General features: G+C 73.5%; 13 protein-coding genes. 6 read left to right on the top strand and 7 right to left on the bottom strand.

The window, feature by feature from the left end:
* A partial coding sequence (locus E1283_RS13650) for a substrate-binding domain-containing protein (protein WP_165956110.1) occupies window positions 1–628 on the top strand: 628 nt, incomplete at its 5' end.
* A gap of 11 nt (window positions 629–639) precedes the next feature.
* Here the strand turns inward: E1283_RS13650 and E1283_RS13645 are convergent.
* The gene (locus tag E1283_RS13645) at window positions 640–2,250 is read right to left on the bottom strand and encodes an SLC13 family permease (RefSeq protein WP_132818278.1); all 1,611 of its coding nucleotides are present in this window, start codon (window positions 2,248–2,250) and stop codon (window positions 640–642) included.
* Between the two features lie 241 nt (window positions 2,251–2,491).
* On the opposite strand from E1283_RS13645, the gene E1283_RS13640 reads away from it, so the two are divergent.
* On the top strand, window positions 2,492–3,313 hold the full coding sequence (locus tag E1283_RS13640) for a DeoR/GlpR family DNA-binding transcription regulator (protein WP_132818277.1): 822 nt from the start codon (window positions 2,492–2,494) through the stop codon (window positions 3,311–3,313).
* Between the two features lie 24 nt (window positions 3,314–3,337).
* On the top strand, window positions 3,338–3,874 hold the full coding sequence (locus tag E1283_RS13635; protein WP_243744822.1) for a DUF6328 family protein: 537 nt from the start codon (window positions 3,338–3,340) through the stop codon (window positions 3,872–3,874).
* On the opposite strand, the gene E1283_RS13630 is transcribed toward E1283_RS13635, so the two are convergent.
* On the bottom strand, window positions 3,871–4,755 hold the full coding sequence (locus E1283_RS13630; RefSeq protein WP_132818276.1) for a SigB/SigF/SigG family RNA polymerase sigma factor: 885 nt from the start codon (window positions 4,753–4,755) through the stop codon (window positions 3,871–3,873). The genes E1283_RS13635 and E1283_RS13630 overlap by 4 nt on opposite strands.
* 204 nt (window positions 4,756–4,959) lie before the next feature.
* Here E1283_RS13630 and ctaD point away from each other — a divergent pair, with 204 nt between their 5' ends.
* Window positions 4,960–6,636, top strand: a complete 1,677-nt coding sequence (ctaD, locus tag E1283_RS13625; RefSeq protein ID WP_132818275.1) for an aa3-type cytochrome oxidase subunit I — start codon at window positions 4,960–4,962, stop codon at window positions 6,634–6,636.
* A gap of 3 nt (window positions 6,637–6,639) precedes the next feature.
* Here ctaD and E1283_RS13620 read toward each other — a convergent pair whose 3' ends face one another.
* Together E1283_RS13620 and E1283_RS13615 are read right to left on the bottom strand one after the other, a co-directional pair.
* Complete coding sequence (locus tag E1283_RS13620; RefSeq protein ID WP_132818274.1) at window positions 6,640–7,656, bottom strand: hemolysin family protein; 1,017 nt, start codon at window positions 7,654–7,656, stop codon at window positions 6,640–6,642.
* A complete protein-coding gene (locus E1283_RS13615) occupies window positions 7,653–8,978 on the bottom strand; it encodes a hemolysin family protein (protein WP_132818280.1) in 1,326 nt (441 codons plus the stop codon). Before E1283_RS13615 ends, E1283_RS13620 begins: the two co-directional genes overlap by 4 nt.
* Window positions 8,979–9,142: 164 nt before the next feature.
* On the opposite strand from E1283_RS13615, the gene E1283_RS13610 reads away from it, so the two are divergent.
* Complete coding sequence (locus tag E1283_RS13610; protein ID WP_132818273.1) at window positions 9,143–11,185, top strand: glycoside hydrolase family 31 protein; 2,043 nt, start codon at window positions 9,143–9,145, stop codon at window positions 11,183–11,185.
* On the opposite strand, the gene meaB is transcribed toward E1283_RS13610, so the two are convergent.
* Genes meaB through E1283_RS13595 form a run of 3 tightly spaced genes read right to left on the bottom strand, consistent with a single transcriptional unit; the run spans window position 11,161 to window position 16,276 of the window.
* Window positions 11,161–12,210: a methylmalonyl Co-A mutase-associated GTPase MeaB gene (gene meaB / locus E1283_RS13605; RefSeq protein WP_132818272.1), complete on the bottom strand. Its 1,050-nt coding sequence runs from the start codon at window positions 12,208–12,210 to the stop codon at window positions 11,161–11,163. The genes E1283_RS13610 and meaB overlap by 25 nt on opposite strands.
* Complete coding sequence (scpA, locus tag E1283_RS13600; protein WP_132818271.1) at window positions 12,207–14,405, bottom strand: methylmalonyl-CoA mutase; 2,199 nt, start codon at window positions 14,403–14,405, stop codon at window positions 12,207–12,209. Before scpA ends, meaB begins: the two co-directional genes overlap by 4 nt.
* Window positions 14,405–16,276: a methylmalonyl-CoA mutase subunit beta gene (locus tag E1283_RS13595; protein WP_132818279.1), complete on the bottom strand. Its 1,872-nt coding sequence runs from the start codon at window positions 16,274–16,276 to the stop codon at window positions 14,405–14,407. The genes scpA and E1283_RS13595 overlap by 1 nt, the downstream gene beginning before the upstream one ends.
* A gap of 517 nt (window positions 16,277–16,793) precedes the next feature.
* On the opposite strand from E1283_RS13595, the gene E1283_RS13590 reads away from it, so the two are divergent.
* Window positions 16,794–17,281: archease (locus E1283_RS13590; RefSeq protein WP_132818270.1), on the top strand; the 488-nt coding region annotated here is incomplete at its 3' end.

Below are 17,281 nucleotides of genomic sequence, written 5' to 3'. Positions count from 1 at the left end.
GGGCGCGCTGCCCCACGGCGTCTCCGGGCCGCAGGCCATGCACGACGCGCTGCTGTCCGCCGGCAACGCGGTGGCCGCGCTGGCGCACGGCACCGAGCCGGAGCCGGGCCGCAACTCCCCCGCCTGCCTGGTGACCCTCGGACACCGGCTGATCGCCCTGATCACCTCGCGGTCGAGCCCCACCAGCCGGGCGCTGCGCGCCGGTTGGCGGGAGGCCACCGCCACCCTCGACCTGCCGCCGCACGGCCACCTGGACATCGACGTGCCCACCTACGGCACCCCCGGCTGGGTCGACTCCTACGACGAGGTGCTGGCCCGCTGCCGGGAACGCGGGGTGCGGGCGCTGCTCGTCCACTCCGACCGTGAGGCCATCGGCATGGTCGAGCGCGCCCGCGACCTGGGTCTCCGGGTGCCGGAGGAACTGGCCGTCGTCTCCTACGACGACGAGGTCGCCGCCGCCTCCGACCCGCCCCTGACCGCCGTCCGCCCGCAGAAGCACCGGCTCGGCGCGCTGGCCGCCGAACTGGCCCTGGCCCGCCTCGCCGACACCGGCGAACGCCCGGTGCACCGCGTCCAGTTGTGGCCCACCCTGATCGTCAGGGAGTCCTGCGGCGGCGCGGCGCCCTGACCCGGCGCCGGTCAGCCCCCGATGCCGGTCACCGCCACCATCAGCGGCAGGCCCAGGATGATCAGCAGCCCGCCCAGCACGTCGAAGGTGAAGCCCGAGCGGATCATCGTGGTGATCGGCACCACGCCCGAGCCGTAGGCGATGGCGTTCTGCGGCGTCGAGACCGGCAGCATGAACCCGAACGACGCGGCGAACGTCGCCGCCAGCGCCGGCACGAACGGGTCGACGTCGGCCGCCATCGCGATCGGCAGCACGATCGGCACCACCACCGCGGCCGAGGCCGTGTTGCTCGTGGTCTCCGACACCAGGATCGCGAGCGCCGCCGAGAAGGCGGTGATCCAGAACAGGCTGGTCATCCCCAGCGCGTCGTTGGCCTCCGTGCCGATGGTCAGCGCAAGACCCGTGGACTCCAGCAGCGAGCCGAAGATGATCCCGGTGCCGAACAGGACGATGGTGCCCCAGTCGATCCGGGCCGCGTCGCTCCAGTTGAGCGTCGCCTCCCGGCGCGCGAAGTTCGTCGGCAGCAGGAACAGCAGCGAGGCGCCGAGCACCGCCACGATCCCCTCGTTGAGCCGGCCGCTGACCGTCTCGTACACCGACGAGTCGGTGCCGGCGACCAGCGCCACCACGCCCGGCGTGATCCACAGCACCACCGTGATCCCGAAGGCGATCAGCGTGTTCCACTCCGCCCGCGACAGCCGCCCCAACTCGGCCCGCTGCTGCGCCACATACTCCTCGATGCCCTCGATCCGGCGGATCTCGGGCCGGTTGACCAACAGCAGCACCACGGCCAGCACCACGAACATCAGCGCGCAGATCGGCAGCGCCGTCGCCATCCACTGGGCGAACGAGATCCGCTCCCCGGTGGCCTCCTCGATCAGCCCCCGCCCGATCAGGTTCGGCGGCGAACCCACCGGCGTCAGCAGCCCGCCCACGCTCGCGCCGTACGCCAGCATCAGCACCAGCGCCGCGCCCACCCGCAGCCGCGTCGGGTCGAAGTCCGGCTCCACCAGGCCGCGGTCCTGGAGCAGCTTGGCGATCACCGTCAGGATGCCGAGCGCGGTCGGCAGCAGCATCGCCACCGTCGCGGTGTTGGACACGAACGCCGACAGCAGGCAGGTGATCCCGCCGAACGCCACGATCACGCCCACCGTGGACCGGCCCACCCCGGGCAGCGCCAGGATCCGGAACGCGAACCGCCGCGCCAGGCCGTGCTTCAGCATCGCCTGGGCGAGGATGAACGCGCCGATGAAGGTGAAGACCGTCGACGAGCCGAACGGCGCCAGCGCGTCGTTCGCCGGCACCACCCCGAACAGCACGATGCAGCCCACCCCGATGAGCCCGCCCACCGGGATCGGCACCGGCTCCGTCACCCACAGCACCACCACGCCGAGCAGCAGCCCGGCGAGGGTCTGCTGGCTCGGCGCCATGTCGAGCGGCAGTGCCAGGAACACCACCGCCACCAGCGGCGCCAGCCACAGCCCGGTGGTCCGCCTGGCCCGCTCGAACCTCTCCTCGGTCGGCGTGAGCCGCTGTTCGCCGAGGCTGCGGTAGGTCGCGTGGCCCAACAGGGCCTTCTGTACGTCGGTTCTGGTGCCCGGCCCGCTGTCACTGGTTGTCATGGAGCCACCTCCGAGGTCCTGCCCCGCCGCGCCGCGGGACACCGATCAACCTGCCGTCGAACGGCCCGGTCGTACAGGGGTGGTGCACGAAGTCGTCCCTGAGGCGGGTGGGAACGTCACGGCCCGTGCGTCGAGCGCGCACCGGAAGTGGCGTGTTTCGCGCACCGCTGGCTAGAGTCGGGGCCACGCGCCCACGCGCACGCCCCCTGAAGGGGCCGAGAGAGCGAGGACGGTCGGTCGGATGGCAACCCCAGGCAGTCGCGGCACGCTCAGGTCCCGCGAGCGGCGGGAGCAGATCATCAGCCTCGCGACGGACGCCGGCCTCGCGAGCGTCGAGGAGTTGGCCGCCCGCTTCGGCGTCACGGCCTCCACCATCCGCCGCGACCTCACCCAGCTCAGCGCCAGCGGCCGGCTCGCCCGCACCTACGGCGGCGCGATCGCCGTCCCGCACCGCGGCGAGGCGTCGCTCGACCAACGCGACAGCGAGGCGTTCGAGCCGAAGCGGGCCATCGCCCGCTGGGCCGCAGACCGCGTCGAGGTCGGGCAGTCCCTGCTGCTCGACGCCGGCACCACCGTGGCCCTGGTGGCCCGCGCGCTGCCCCCCGAAGCCTCGTTGACGGTCACCACCGCCAGCCTGCCGGTGCTCCACCACGTCCAACACCGGGACGACATCACCACGCTGTGCCTCGGCGGGCGGCTGCGCGCGCTGAGCGACGCCTTCGTCGGGCCGCTGGCCGAGGCCGCGTTGGAGCGGATGAGCTTCGACGTCGCCTTCCTCGGCGCCGACGGCGTCACCAGCGACGGCGGCCTGTGCGAGGCCGAGCTCGAACAGACCAGGCTCAAGGAGCTGATGGCCCGCCGCTCCCGCCGGGTCTACGTGCTGACGCACGCCGCCAAGCTGGGCCACCGCCCCTTCCGCGCCTGGGCCCGGCTGGAGACGGACTGGACGCTGGTCACCGACGACGGCGCCCCGCCGCACGTCCTCGAGGAGTTCAGGGCCGCCGGCCGCGACGTCGTCGTGGTGCCGACCGCGCGGCACGCGGAGACCGCCGCGCCTGCGTGAACCGGCGGTCCGCCGCGGGGCAGGATGGCCGACATGTCACGGCCGACCGCACGCCACGAGACCCCGGAGGAGCGGGCCGACCGAAACTTCGTCGAACTGCTCCAGGAACTGCGCGTGACGCAGACGGGGGTGCAGATCCTCTTCGCCTTCCTGCTCACGCTCGCCTTCACCCAGCGCTTCACCGACCTCGACGACTTCGAACGCGCCACCTACATCACCACGCTGGCGCTCGCGCTCTGCGCCACCGCCCTGTTCACCGCCCCCGCCGCGATCCACCGCGCGCTCTTCCAACGCGGCGCCAAGCGGCTGCTGGTGGTCGTCTCGGCCCGGCTCGCCGCCGCCGGACTCGTCATGCTCGCGCTCTCGTTCACCGGCGCGATGCTGCTGGTGGTGAGCGTGGTGGTCAGTCGCACGGCCGGGATCATCGCCGGCGGCTGCGCCTTCCTGCTCTGCGGCGTGCTGTGGGGCCTGCTGCCGCGACAACTCAGACGCGGGACCGGCCCCGGACACCGGAACGGTGCCCAGGGCCGGCCCCTCCCTCCCGCCCCTCCCGGCCGCTAGGGCCGGCGCACCGAGTCCGGCGCCGGTGCCGGACCAGGTGCCGGACTCGGTGCCGGCGCCGGTGCCGGATCGGCGGTCTCGGTGTGCTCCGCGTCCTCCACCTCGGCCCTGATCTGCTCGCAGGCGCGGCTCAGCAGCCGCGAGACGTGCATCTGCGAGATGCCGAGCCGATGGGCGATGCCGCTCTGCGTCATGCCGTGGAAGTAGCGCAGGTAGAGGATGTGCCGCTCCCGCTCCGGCAGGGCCCGCAGCGGGTCCCTGACCGACTCCCGGTCCACCACCCGGTCGAAGCCCGGCTCCGGCTCGCCCAGCGTGTCGAGCAGCGAGTAGTCGCCGTCCGAACCAGGAAGTTCCGCGTTCAACGACAGCGTGCTGTAGCTCTCCAGCGCCTCCATGCCCGTCCTGACCTCGTCCTCGGTCAGGCCGCTGTGCTCGGCGATCTGCGCCACGCTCGGCCCCCGGTCGTCCAGCCGGTAGCTCAGCTGGCGGGTGGAGGCCCGCACCTGGTTGCGCAGCTCCTGGGTGCGCCGCGGCACGTGCAGCCCCCACAGGTGGTCGCGGAAGTGCCGCTTCACCTCGCCCACGATCGTGGGCACCGCGTAGCTCTCGAAGGGCCGGCCGCGACTCGGGTCGTACCGGTTCACCGCCTTCACCAGGCCGAGCGCCGCGACCTGCTCCAGGTCCTCCAGCGACTCGCCGCGGTCCCGGAAGGTGCGGGCCAACCGGTCCGCCATCGGGATCCAGGCCCGCACCACGTCACGGCACAGCTCGTCCCGCTCGGCGCAGGGCGGCAGCTTCGCGATGCGCGCGAACTCCCGGCTGGTGTCGGGGGCGTCATCGTGGGGATGGCGCCGTTTTCGGGGTTGTGCGGGTGTGTTCATGGTGCGTCTCCCTGTGCTCGCCACGGAAGAGGCCGCTGACCTCAGTCTGCCCGCTAACCACCTCCGGCACATCTCGGAGGGTGACAGTCGGTGTTCGGTCGCATCCGTACCGTGAATCGCCCACGAAAGGGGCAAACGCGGGACGCCGTGCCGTCCGGCAGTACAACAAGCCGCGGACAGGCCGTGACAGCGAAGGGACGGTTCATGGCGACGCTGACGGACACGCGGGCCGCGGAACACACGCCGAGACGCCGGAGCCCGGGCCGGATCGCCGTGTCCTGGATGACCACCACCGATCACAAGCGGATCGGCACCCTGTACCTGGTCACGTCGTTCCTCTTCTTCCTGCTGGCCGGCTCCCTCGCCATGGTGATGCGCGCCGAGCTCGCCAGGCCGGGACTGCAACTCGTGACCGCCGAGCAGTTCAACCAGGCGTTCACCCTGCACGGCACGATCATGATGCTGCTCTTCGCCACCCCGCTCTTCGCCGGCTTCGCCAACTGGATCATGCCGCTCCAGCTCGGCGCCCCCGACGTGGCCTTCCCCCGGCTGAACGCCCTCGCCTACTGGTTCTACCTCTTCGGCGGGCTGCTGGTCATCGGCTCGCTGCTCACCCCCGCCGGGGCCGCCAGCTTCGGCTGGTTCGCCTACGCCCCGCTCAACGACGCCGTCCGCTCACCGGGCACCGGCCCCGACATGTGGGTCATGGGCCTGGCGCTCTCCGGCTTCGGCACCATCTTCGGCGCGGTCAACTTCGTCACCACCATCGTCTGCATGCGCGCCCCCGGCATGACGATGTTCCGGATGCCGATCTTCGTCTGGAACGTGCTCCTCACCAGCGTGATGGTGCTGCTGGCCTTCCCGGTGTTCGCCGGCGCCCTGTTCTGCCTCGCGGCCGACCGGGTCTTCGGCGCCCACGTCTTCGACCCGGCCAACGGCGGCGCCCTGCTGTGGCAGCACCTGTTCTGGTTCTTCGGCCACCCCGAGGTCTACATCATCGCGCTGCCGTTCTTCGGCATCATCACCGAGATCATCCCGGTCTTCAGCCGCAAACCGATCTTCGGCTACCTCGGCCTGATCGGCGCCACCATCGCCATCGCCGGCCTCTCCATGACCGTCTGGGCGCACCACATGTTCGCCACCGGAGCGGTGCTGCTGCCGTTCTTCTCCGGGCTCTCGTTCCTCATCGCCGTCCCCACCGGCGTCAAGTTCTTCAACTGGATCGGCACCATGTGGAAGGGATCGCTCAGCTTCGAGACCCCGATGCTCTGGTCGATCGGCTTCCTCGTCACCTTCCTCTTCGGCGGCCTCACCGGCGTCATCCTGGCCTCGCCGCCACTCGACTTCCACGTCACCGACACCTACTTCGTGGTCGGCCACTTCCACTACGTGGTCTTCGGCACCGTGGTGTTCGCGATGTTCGCCGGCTTCCACTTCTGGTGGCCCAAGTGGACCGGCCGGATGCTCGACGAACGCCTGGGCCGGATCCACTTCTGGACCCTGTTCGTCGGCTTCCACGGCACCTTCCTCGTCCACCACTGGCTGGGCGTCGAGGGCATGCCGCGCCGGATCGCCGACTACCTGGCCGCCGACGGCTTCACCACCCTCAACACCATCTCCACCATCGGCGCCTTCCTGCTCGGCCTCTCCACCCTGCCGTTCCTCCTCAACGTCTGGCAGACCGCCCGGCACGCCCCCCGGGTCGACGCCGACGACCCGTGGGGCTTCGGCCGCTCCCTGGAGTGGGCCACCTCCTGCCCGCCGCCCCGGCACAACTTCGTCGAACTGCCCAGGATCCGCTCCGAGTCGCCCGCCTTCGACGCGCACCACCCCGAGGTCGCCGCGCACACCCAGGGCCGCGACCGCGACGCCGCGCACTGAGCCTCACTCGGCGGTCGGGCCGACCAGCTCCACCAGCACGTCCTCCATCGTCACGAAGCCCAGCAGCCGCCCCCTGGCGCTCACCACGGCCGCCAGGTGGGTGACCGCCCGGCGCATCGCCGTCAACGCGTCGTCCAGCGGGGTGTCGAGCCGGATCTGCACCACCGGGTGCAGGGCGTCCCTCGGGAAGGGCCGGTTCCGGTCCGGGGCGCCCAGCGCGTCCTTGACGTGCAGGAAGCCGAGCACCGTGTCGCCGGGGCCCGTCACCGGGAACCGCGAGAAGCCGGAGGAGGCCGCCACCCGCTCCAACTGGCGCGGCGTCACCAGATGGTCGACGGTCACCATCCGCGCCACCGGCACCACGATCTCGGCCACCGACCTGGTGCCCAACTCCAGCGCGTCCCGCAGCCGTTCGCTCTCCTCGGCGGCCAGCAGACCGGCCTCGCTGGAATCCTGCACCAGCCGCACCAACTCGTCGTCCGTGAACACCGAGGCCACCTCGTCCCGGGGCGTCACCCGCACCAGCCGCAGCAGCACGTTCGCCAGCTCGTTGATCCCGAAGATCACCGGCCGCAGCGCCCGGGTCAGGCCCACCAGCGGCGGGCCGAGCAGCAGCGCCGTCCGCTCGGGCGCCGCCAGCGCGATGTTCTTGGGCACCATCTCGCCCACCAGCATGTGCAGATACGTCGCCACCGCGAGCGCGATCGCGAAGGCGATCGGATGCACCAGGCCGTGCGGCATGTGGACCACCCGGAACAGCGGCTCCAACAGGTGCGCCATGGCCGGTTCCGCCACCGCGCCGAGCACCAGCGAGGACGCGGTGATGCCGAGCTGCGCCGTCGCCATCATCGCCGACAGGTGGCGCAGCGCCCACAGCACGGTGCGGGCGCCGCGCTCTCCCGCCTCCGCCCGCGGCTCGATCTGGTCGCGGCGCACCGAGATCAGCGCGAACTCGGCGCCCACGAAGAACGCGTTGGTCACCAACGTCAGGGCGCCAAGCGCCAGTTGCCAGAACGTCATCGCGCCACCTCCGGGTCGGGCACGGCCTCCGGGTCGGCCGGTGCGGTGATCCGCACCCGCGCCGCCCGGTGCCGCTCGACGGCCAGCACGTCGAGCCGCCAGCCCGCCACCTCCACCAGGTCGCCGGCCGCCGGGATCCGGCCGAGCGCCGTGGCCACCAGGCCCGCCACCGTCTCGTAGGGGCCCTCGGGCAGCGGGAGGCCGACCCCCGTCAGCTGGTCGATCCGCGCGCCGCCGCCCGCCTCCCACACCCCGGGGCCCGCTCCGGCCAGCTCCGGCACCTCCTCGGGGTCGTGCTCGTCACGCACCTCGCCGACCACCTCCTCCACGATGTCCTCCAGCGTCACCACGCCCGCCGTGCCCCCGTACTCGTCCACCACCACCGCCATCGACCGCCGCCCGCGCAGCCGCTCCAACAGCCGGTCGACCGGCAGGCTGGCCGGCACCAGCGGCGCCTCCGTCGCCAGCTCGGCGACCGGCACCGCCGCGCGCCGCGCCTCGTCGACCGCCAGCACGTCCTTGACGTGCACCATCCCCACCACGTCGTCCAGACCCTCGTCGTACACCGGGAAGCGCGAGAGACCGGTGGCCGACGTCAGGTTCGCCGCGTCGGCCGCGCTCGCCGTCCGCCGCAGCGCGTGCACCGCGACCCGCGGCGTCATCACGCTCTGCGCCGTCAGCTCGCCCAGGTGCAGCGTGCGCACGAACAGCTCGGCCGAGTCCGGGGGCAGCACCCCCTCGGCCGCCGAGTGCCGGGCCAGCGCCACCAGCTCCTGCGGGGTGCGCGCCGACGCCAGCTCCTCGGTGGGCTCCAGGCCGCACCAGCGGACGATCCGGTTCGCCTCCTCGTTCAGATGCCGGATCAGCGGCCCGAACGCCGCCGTGAAGCCGCGCAGCAGCGGTGCCACCGTCCGCGCCACCCGGCGCGGATGGGTGATCGCCCAGTTCTTCGGCATCAGCTCGCCCACCACCATCAGCACCACCGTGGACAGCACCACGCCGAGCGCCACCGCCAGCGTGGACGCCGTCGAGCCGGGCACCCCGGCGGACCGCAGCGGCCCGCGCAGCAACCTGGCCAGCGACGGCTCCGAGAGCATCCCGATCACCAGCGACGTCACCGTGATCCCGAGCTGCGCCCCGGACAGCTGGAACGTCAGCCGCCGCACCGCCTTCACCACCCCGGCGGCCCCCGGCTCACCGGCCGCCGCGGCCCGCTCCAGCTCACCGCGCTCCACCGTGGTCAGCGAGAACTCGGCGGCCACGAACACCGCGCAGGCCAACGTCAGCAGCAACGCCACGAGCAGTAGCAGCAGTTCGATCACCATGTCGCCCCCATCCGAGGCCCGGGCGTGGTCCGGCCGTCACCTTGTGTGATCGGCCGGCCGGCGCATCGTCTTGAGCCGTTTGCCCGAGTTTCGGGCGGGTACTCGGGCGCGGCCGGTCGCACGACCCGCGTGGCCACGGTCAGGACGGAGGGCGAGCCGAGATGGAACAGGGCACCGATCCCTATGTCGCCGCCGAGCCGGCGCCCGGTGGCGACGGCCTGTTGCGGATCACCCTGGGCTCAGGACGGACCATGGACCTGGCCTGCAGCGTCCCCGTGAACGGCGTGCTGCGGCTGCGGCTGGCCCGGCCCGTCCCACGCCACCGGCCCACCGACTCCGTGCTGCTCGACCTCCCGGACCGGCGGGCCACCCTGCACCGGGTGGCGGGCGGTACCGCCATCACGGGCCCCGGCGTCGAGGCGTTCTGGGAGAGCGGCGACCCGGACGCCATGGAGAGCGGCGAGGGCGCCCCCCAGGCCCTGCGCTTCGGCACCTTCGAACGTTTCTCCGAGGCCGAGGGCGCCACCCTGCCCTTCCAGGCCGGCTACCGCCCGGCGACCCCCGAGCGTCCCGCCGCCTGGGTGGAGACCATCCACCTCGCCCCCGACGCGGCCGTCTACGGCGGCGGCGAGAGCTACCAGGGCATCAACCTGCGCGGCCGGCACCGCAGGCTCCGCAACATCGAGGAGAACCGGGCCGCCGGCCGCGACTCCGCCTACCTCAACGTGCCGCTCCTCTGGTCCGACGCCGGCTGGGGCATCTTCGCGCACACCGGCGAGCCGGTGGACGCCGACATCGGCGCCACCCACGCCGAGGCCGCCCGCTTCCACATCGCGGGCGACGACCTCGACCTCTTCCTGCTCAGCGGCGACGCCCCCACCATCCTCGACCGCTACCACGCCCTCACCGGACAGCCCCGCCGGCTGCCCGACTGGGCGTTCGGCGTGTGGATGAGCCGGTCGTCCTACTTCACCGCCGACGAGATGGTCCGCACCGTCGACGAACTGACCGCCGCCGGCTGCCCGGTCGACGTCATCCACGTCGACGAGTGGCTCGACGAGTCCGTGCTCGCCGACTCCTCCTGGACCGCGGGACCCGACCGCCGCCGGTTCCCCGCCGGCTGGACCAGGGCCCTCGCCGACCGCGGGATCCGCACCAGCCTGTGGATCAACCCGTACGTGCTGCGCGGCACCCCGCTCGCCGACCGGCTCACCGAGCAGGGCTACCTGGTGCACCGCGCCGACGGCAGCCCCGCCGCCACCTCCGACAACCCGGACAACCTGCCCGTCGACTTCACCAACCCGGCGGCCCGCGCCTGGTGGCGCGAGCGGCTGGTCGCCACCTTCCGCGAGGAGGGCAACTCGGCGCTGCTCACCGACTACGGCGAGGAGATCGCCGACGACGCGATCTTCGCCGACGGCAGCACGGGACCCGAGCGCCGCAACTCCTACGGCCTGCTCTACCAGGACGTGGTCCGCGAGGCCGGCGACGAGGCGCTGGACGGCGACTTCGTGCCCATCGCCCGCTCCGGCACCGCCGGATCGCAGCGCGACCCGGCGCACTGGGCCGGCGACATGCCCTCCACCTGGAGCGGTCTCGTCTCCACGCTGCGCGCCGTGCTCTCCATGTCCCTCAGCGGGTTCTCCATGGTCACCTACGACGCCGGCGGCTACTGGACCCCGGCCTCCTACCAGCAGGCCGGCGAGCTGCGGAAGACCATGGAGCCGGACGCCGCGTTCGCCGACGTCGACCCGGAGCTGTACGGGCGGTGGGCGCAGTGGGCGGCGTTCTCGCCGATCATGCGGTTCCACGGGATGGGCCGCCGCGAACCCACCGCCTACCCCGAGCCGTACCGCTCGGCCGCCATCGCGGCCTGCCGGCTCCGCCACCGGCTCGTCCGCTACATCGCCGACGCGGCGGACGGGCTGCCGCTGATGCGGCCGATGCCGCTGGCCTTCCCCGGCGACCGCGAGGCCAGGGACGCCGACCTCCAGTACCTGCTCGGCCCCGACGTGCTGGTGGCGCCGCTGCTCGCGCCCGGCGGCCGGCGCGCCCTCTACCTGCCGTCGGGGGAGTGGGTCGGGCTGCTCGGCTGCCCCACGCTCGCCGGGCCCGGCTGGCACGAGGTGGGCTGCGCGCCCGACGAGTTCCCCGCGTTCGTGCGTGCCGAGCGCGGCCCTCAGGCGGTGTTGGCGCCCGCCTGACCCGACCCGCGGGACCCGCCGCCGGTGTCGTCCGGTACCGGCTCGTGGAACGCGGTGAGCAGCCGCTCGGCGGCCAGCGTCGGCGTCAACGCGCCGTTCCGCACCTGCCGTTCGAGGGCGGGTGCCAGGCCGCGCACCGCCGGATGGCCGTGCAGCCGGCCGAGCAGTTCGTCGTGGACCATCGACCAGGTCCACTCGACCTGCTGGTCGCGCCGCTTCTCGGCCAGCCGGCCGGCCGCTTCGAGGGCCCGGCGGTGGCCCTCCACCCTCTCCCACACCTCGTCGAGCCCGGCGCCCTCCAGCGCGCTGCAGGTGAGCACCGGGGGCGACCACACCGGGTCGGGCGGGCGCAGCATCCGCAGGGCGCCCCGGAGTTCGCGGGCGGCGGCCCTCGCCTCGCGCTCGTGGGGGCCGTCGGCCTTGTTGACGGCGATCACGTCGGCGAGTTCCAGGACGCCCTTCTTGATGCCCTGGAGCTGGTCACCGGTCCTGGCCAGGGTGAGGAAGAGGAAGGTGTCGACCATGCCGGCCACGGCCGTCTCCGACTGGCCGACGCCGACGGTCTCGACCAGCACCACGTCGTAGCCGGCGGCCTCCATCACCACCATGGTCTCGCGGGTGGCCCGCGCCACGCCGCCGAGCGTGCCGGCGGAGGGGGAGGGGCGGACGAACGCGTCCTCGTCGACGGCGAGCCGCGCCATCCGGGTCTTGTCGCCGAGGATCGAGCCGCCGGTGCGGGTGGACGACGGGTCGACGGCCAGCACCGCGACCCGGTGCCCGAGCCCGGTGAGCATCGTGCCGAGCGCGTCGATGAACGTCGACTTGCCGACTCCCGGCACCCCGCTGACGCCGACCCGCCGCGCCCGGCCGGCGTGCGGCAGCAGGTCGAGCAGCAGCCGCTGCGCGAGCCGCCGGTGGTCGGGCCTGGTGGACTCCACCAGCGTGATCGCCCGCGCCACCTGGGCCCGCGTGCCGGCGAGCACGCCCTTGGCGTAGCCGTCGACGTCGATGGCGGGCCGCGTCACGTCGCGAGCTCGAGGCCGAGGCCCTCGGCGAGCGTCACCAGCAGGTCGTAGGCGGCCTCGGGGATCACGGTGCCGGGCGGGAAGACGGCCGCGGCGCCCATCTCGCGCAGCGTCGGCACGTCGTCGGGCGGGATGACGCCGCCGACCACGATGGTGATGTCCTCGCGGCCGGCCTCGGCCAACTCGTGGCGCAGGGCGGGCACCAGGGTGAGGTGCCCGGCGGCCAGCGACGAGACGCCCACGATGTGCACGTCCGCCTCGACGGCCTGGCGGGCGACCTCGGCCGGGGTCTGGAACAGCGGGCCGACGTCGACGTCGAAGCCCAGGTCGGCGAAGGCCGAGGCGATGACCTTCTGGCCGCGGTCGTGCCCGTCCTGGCCCATCTTGGCGACCAGGATCCGGGGACGGCGGCCCTCGGCGTCCGCGAACGCGGCGACCAGCGCGCGGGTACGCTCCACGCCGGGCAGCGACCCGGCCTCCTCGCGATACACCCCTGAGATGGTACGGATCTGCCCGGCGTGCCGCCCGAACACCTTCTCCAGGGCGTCGGAGATCTCGCCGACCGTGGCCATGGCGCGGGCCGCGTCCACCGCGAGGGCGAGCAGGTTGGCGTCGCCCGAGGCACCGAGGGTCAGGGCCCGCAGCGCGTCCTGACAGGCCGCCTCGTCCCGCTCCTCGCGCAGCCGCCGCAGCTTCTCGATCTGCTGGGCGCGCACCGCCGTGTTGTCGACCTTCAGGACCTCGATGCGCTCGTCGGCCTCGACCCGGTAGAGGTTGACGCCGATGACGGGCTGCCGCCCCGAGTCGATGCGGGCCTGGGTGCGGGCGGCCGCCTCCTCGACGCGCAGCTTGGGGATGCCGGCGTCGATGGCCTTGGCCATGCCGCCGGCCGCCTCGACCTCCTCGATGTGCTGCCAGGCGCGCCGCGCCAGGTCGTGGGTGAGGCGTTCGACGTAGGCGGAGCCGCCCCAGGGGTCGATGACCCGGGTGGTGCCCGACTCCTGCTGGAGCAGTATCTGGGTGTTGCGGGCGATCCGGGCCGAGAAGTCGGTGGGCAGGGCCAGGGCCTCGTCCAGCGCGTTGGTGTGCAGGGACTGGGTGTGGCCCTGGGTGGCGGCCATCGCCTCCACGCAGGTGCGGGTGACGTTGTTGAACACGTCCTGGGCGGTCAGCGACCAGCCGGAGGTCTGCGAATGGGTACGCAGCGACAGCGACTTGGGGTTCCCGGGGTCGAACCGCCGTACCAGCCTGGCCCACAGCAGCCGGGCCGCCCGCAGCTTGGCGATCTCCATGAAGAAGTTCATGCCGATGCCCCAGAAGAACGACAGCCGGGGCGCGAACGCGTCGACGTCGAGGCCGGCGGCGACACCGGCCCGCAGGTACTCGACGCCGTCCGCCAGGGTGTAGGCCAGCTCCAGGTCGGCGGTGGCCCCGGCCTCCTGGATGTGGTAGCCGGAGATGGAGATCGAGTTGTAGCGGGGCATGTGCCGCGAGGTGTGGGCGAAGATGTCGGAGATGATCCGCATCGAGGGCTGCGGCGGGTAGATGTAGGTGTTGCGGACCATGAACTCCTTGAGGATGTCGTTCTGGATGGTCCCCGCCAGCTTCTCCGGCGGCACGCCCTGCTCCTCGGCGGCCACGATGTACAGCGCCAGCACCGGCAGCACCGCGCCGTTCATCGTCATCGACACGCTCATCCGGTCCAGCGGGATGCCGTCGAAGAGCTGTCGCATGTCGTAGATCGAGTCGATCGCCACCCCGGCCATCCCGACGTCGCCGGTGACCCGGGGGTGGTCGGAGTCGTAGCCGCGGTGGGTGGGCAGGTCGAACGCCACCGACAGGCCCTTCTGACCGGCCGCCAGGTTCCGCCGGTAGAACGCGTTGGACGCCTCGGCCGTGGAGAAGCCCGCGTACTGCCGGATCGTCCAGGGCTGGTTGACGTACATCGTCGGATAGGGGCCGCGCAGGAACGGCGCCACGCCCGGATAGGTGCCCAGGAAGTCGAGCCCGGCCAGGTCCTCCGCCGTGTACAGCGGCCGGACGCCGATGCCCTCCGGCGTCTCCCACACCAGGTCGTCCACGGAGTGGCCGCTGCCCTCCTTGACGGCGGCCCGCCACTGGTCGGCGCCGACGGCCTCCCCCGCGCCCTCCTCCGGCGCGAGGGGGACCTCCGCGAAGTTCGGGAACTCGTGCATCACGCCACTCCCAGCGATTCGAGAACCGAGGTGAGCACGACGACCACGTCGCCGCCCACGAAGACGAACTCATCCACGCCCGCGGCCCGGTACTCCGCCTCCCGCTCCCCTGGGCGTCCGGCCAGCAGCACCCGGCGGGCGCCGGCCGCCTTCAACGCCGCCGCCACCTCGGCGGCCCGCTCGGCGTAGAGCGCGTCGCTGGAACACAGGCAGGCCACCTCGGCGCCGCTGGCCGCGAACGCCGCGGCCACGGTGTCGGCGCCCACCGACGTCGGCTCGTGGACCGGCTCGATCCCGGCCGCCTGGAACAGGTTGGCCGCGAAGCCGACCCGCGCCGTGTGCGCCGCCACCGGGCCGATCGCCGCCAGGAACGCCCGCGGCCGCTGCCCGGCGGCGTCCGCCCGGGCGCGGAGCGCCTCGAACGCCTCGTCCCGACGGACCACCGGCAGGCCGCCGCGCGGCCCGGCCGGCGCCGGGGCGCGTTCCGGCAGCCGCTCCTTCGGGTTGGCGAACTCGCTGACCCCGGTGATCGGTTCGCGCCGCTTCGCCAGCCGCCCGCGGCGCCGCGCCCACTCCGCCGCGAGACGCTCGGCGACCAGCCCGGAGCGCAGCGCCGCCTCCTGACCGCCGGCCCGCTCGATCTCCTGGAACCACGCCCAGCCGGCCCGCGCCAGATCGTCCGTCAACGACTCCACGTACCAGGAGCCGCCGGCCGGGTCGATCACCCGGCCCAGATGGGACTCCGCCAGCAGGATCGCCGACGTGTTCCTGGCGATCCGCCGGGCGAACGCGTCCGGCAGGCCCAACGCCTCGTCGAACGGCAACACCGTCACCGCGTCCGCGCCGCCCGCGCCGGCGGCCAGCGCCGCCACCGTGGTGCGCAGCATGTTCACCCACGGGTCGCGCCTGGTCATCATCACCCGCGACGTCACCGCGTGCTGCCGCTGGGCCCCCGCGGCCGGCGGCGCGCCGCTCGCCTCCGCCACCCTGGACCACAACCGGCGTGCCGCGCGCAGCTTGGCGATCGTCACGAACTGGTCGGCCGTGGCCGCGTACCGGAACTCCAGCTGGCCGAGCGCCGCCTCCAGCGGCAGCCCCGCCCTGGTCAGCTCCCGCAGATACGCCACCCCGGTCGCCAACGAGCAGCCGAGTTCCTCGGCCGGGCTGCCGCCCGCCTCGTGGTACGGCGACGCGTCCACCACCAGGGCCCGCAGCCCCTGGTGGTCGCGGTGGCAGCGGGCGGCCAGGCTGGCCGCCGCCCACAGCCGGGTGGTCAGCTCGTCGTGGTCCCCGGTGCGGGCCGCCAGGCCCAGCGGGTCCGCGCCCAACACCCCGAGCGGCGCGCCGGGTGCCAGGCCCCGCTCGTCCGCGATCCGCAGCAGCTCCCGGGCCGCCGCGTCGAACTCGGCACCCGGCTCCAGCACCACGGGCGCCAGGTCGAGCAGCACCCCGTCCAGCGCGGTGGCCAGCTCCGCCACCGGCACGCCGGCCGCGCCGACCGCCAGCCACACCGACGTGACCCCGTGCTCCAGGTCCGCCAGCACCGCCTCGTTGGTCCGCCGCGGATCAGGATCGCCGTGGAACTGCCGCACGTCCCAGCCGGCCACCGCCGTGCCCTCGGGGCGGGCGCCCCTGACGAACGGCGCGAAGCCGGGGAAGCCCGCGTCGGGGGCCGCGTCCTCCGCCGTGTACAGCGGCCGGGTGACGACGCCGTCGCCCACTGCGGTGGACAGCGCCTCCTCCGCCGCCCGACCGTCCACATCGGAACGGCCGGCCTTCCGCAGCACCCCGGCCACGAGCTCGCGCCACCGCTCCCTGGACACCTCGGGGAAGCCCTCGGCCAGGGGAAGCTCCTCCCCGGTCGCCGGCATCGGCCCCTTCGCCATGGCTCTCCTCTCGTCCCGCTCGCACGGTGAGATTCGCACGCCGGGCCAAATTCCCCATCAAGGGAGACTCAAGACGAGATACAAGCGGCCCGTGCTTGGCAGGGTACGCGGCGTGGGATTCGGTGTCGTGCCCCTGCCGCCCGACAGCGTGGGGACCGGCCGTGCATAGGGGTTTTCCGCCCAGCGCAGGGGTGCCCCACGCGCCGGCGCGCAACCCCACTGTGCGCGCCGGCGCGCCCCCGGCCGGCGTGGCCGCCGGCCCCGGTCCAAAGCCGGCTACCCCCGGCTCCCCGGTGTTGCGCGTTTTCCCGGCCGGACGACAGCATCGATCGGTTGAACGGACCCTGTCACGCGATCCCGGTGTCGCAGTGACGCCATGTCCGCTGTACGACACGGGCACGACCCCGGACACGCCCCGGACATGCCCCGGACGCGAGCCGGTGCCGGCGCGGGCCCCGGCGCTCGGGCTGCGCCCCGCGCCCCGGCGGGTCACCATGGAGCCATGGCCACCGGCGGCGCTGACACCGGGGGACGCGGCGGGCACCGAGGCGTCCCGCACACCGCTGACCTGCGCGTCGCGGCGTGGGGGCCGACGCGCGAGGAGTGCCTGAGCCAGGCCGTGCGCGGCGTCGTCGAGGCGTTCGCCGACCCCTCGACCGCCGGCACCCCACGGTGGCGGCACACCGAGATCCACGCGGACGCCGACCCCGACCTGCTGGCGGCGCTGATGGACGACATCGTCTACCGGCTCGACACGGCGGACGAGGTGCCCGTGGGCCTCGAACTCGACCCGATCCCCGGCGGGCTGCGGGTCGGCTACCGGATGGCCGACGCCCACGACCTCGAACCCGTCGGCGCCGCGCCCAAGGCCGTCACCCTGCACGACCTGCGGCCGGTCGGCTATGTGCTCTACGCGCCGCCGGCCTATGTCCCGGGAGCCACGGCCTTCCCCACCAGCCCGGTGTCCCGCGACGCGGCCCAGCTGGTGAC

The sequence above is a fragment of the Streptomyces hainanensis genome (assembly GCF_004348415.1).
In the GTDB taxonomy this organism is placed as follows: Bacteria; Actinomycetota; Actinomycetes; order Streptomycetales; family Streptomycetaceae; genus Streptomyces; species Streptomyces hainanensis.
Note: the sequence above shows the minus strand (reverse complement) of the source record. Positions and strands in the feature narration are given on the sequence as shown.

What these genes read in the sequence shown, in the direction of transcription:
- scpA (WP_132818271.1), bottom strand. Translation starts at nt 14,405, where the DNA reads ATGCACGAGTTCCCGAACTTCGCGGAGGTCCCCCTCGCGCCGGAGGAG.
- E1283_RS13635 (WP_243744822.1), top strand. Translation starts at nt 3,338, where the DNA reads ATGGCCGACATGTCACGGCCGACCGCACGCCACGAGACCCCGGAGGAG.
- E1283_RS13645 (WP_132818278.1), bottom strand. Translation starts at nt 2,250, where the DNA reads ATGACAACCAGTGACAGCGGGCCGGGCACCAGAACCGACGTACAGAAG.
- E1283_RS13640 (WP_132818277.1), top strand. Translation starts at nt 2,492, where the DNA reads ATGGCAACCCCAGGCAGTCGCGGCACGCTCAGGTCCCGCGAGCGGCGG.
- E1283_RS13630 (WP_132818276.1), bottom strand. Translation starts at nt 4,755, where the DNA reads ATGAACACACCCGCACAACCCCGAAAACGGCGCCATCCCCACGATGAC.
- E1283_RS13610 (WP_132818273.1), top strand. Translation starts at nt 9,143, where the DNA reads ATGGAACAGGGCACCGATCCCTATGTCGCCGCCGAGCCGGCGCCCGGT.
- E1283_RS13595 (WP_132818279.1), bottom strand. Translation starts at nt 16,276, where the DNA reads ATGCCGGCGACCGGGGAGGAGCTTCCCCTGGCCGAGGGCTTCCCCGAG.
- E1283_RS13620 (WP_132818274.1), bottom strand. Translation starts at nt 7,656, where the DNA reads ATGACGTTCTGGCAACTGGCGCTTGGCGCCCTGACGTTGGTGACCAAC.
- ctaD (WP_132818275.1), top strand. Translation starts at nt 4,960, where the DNA reads ATGGCGACGCTGACGGACACGCGGGCCGCGGAACACACGCCGAGACGC.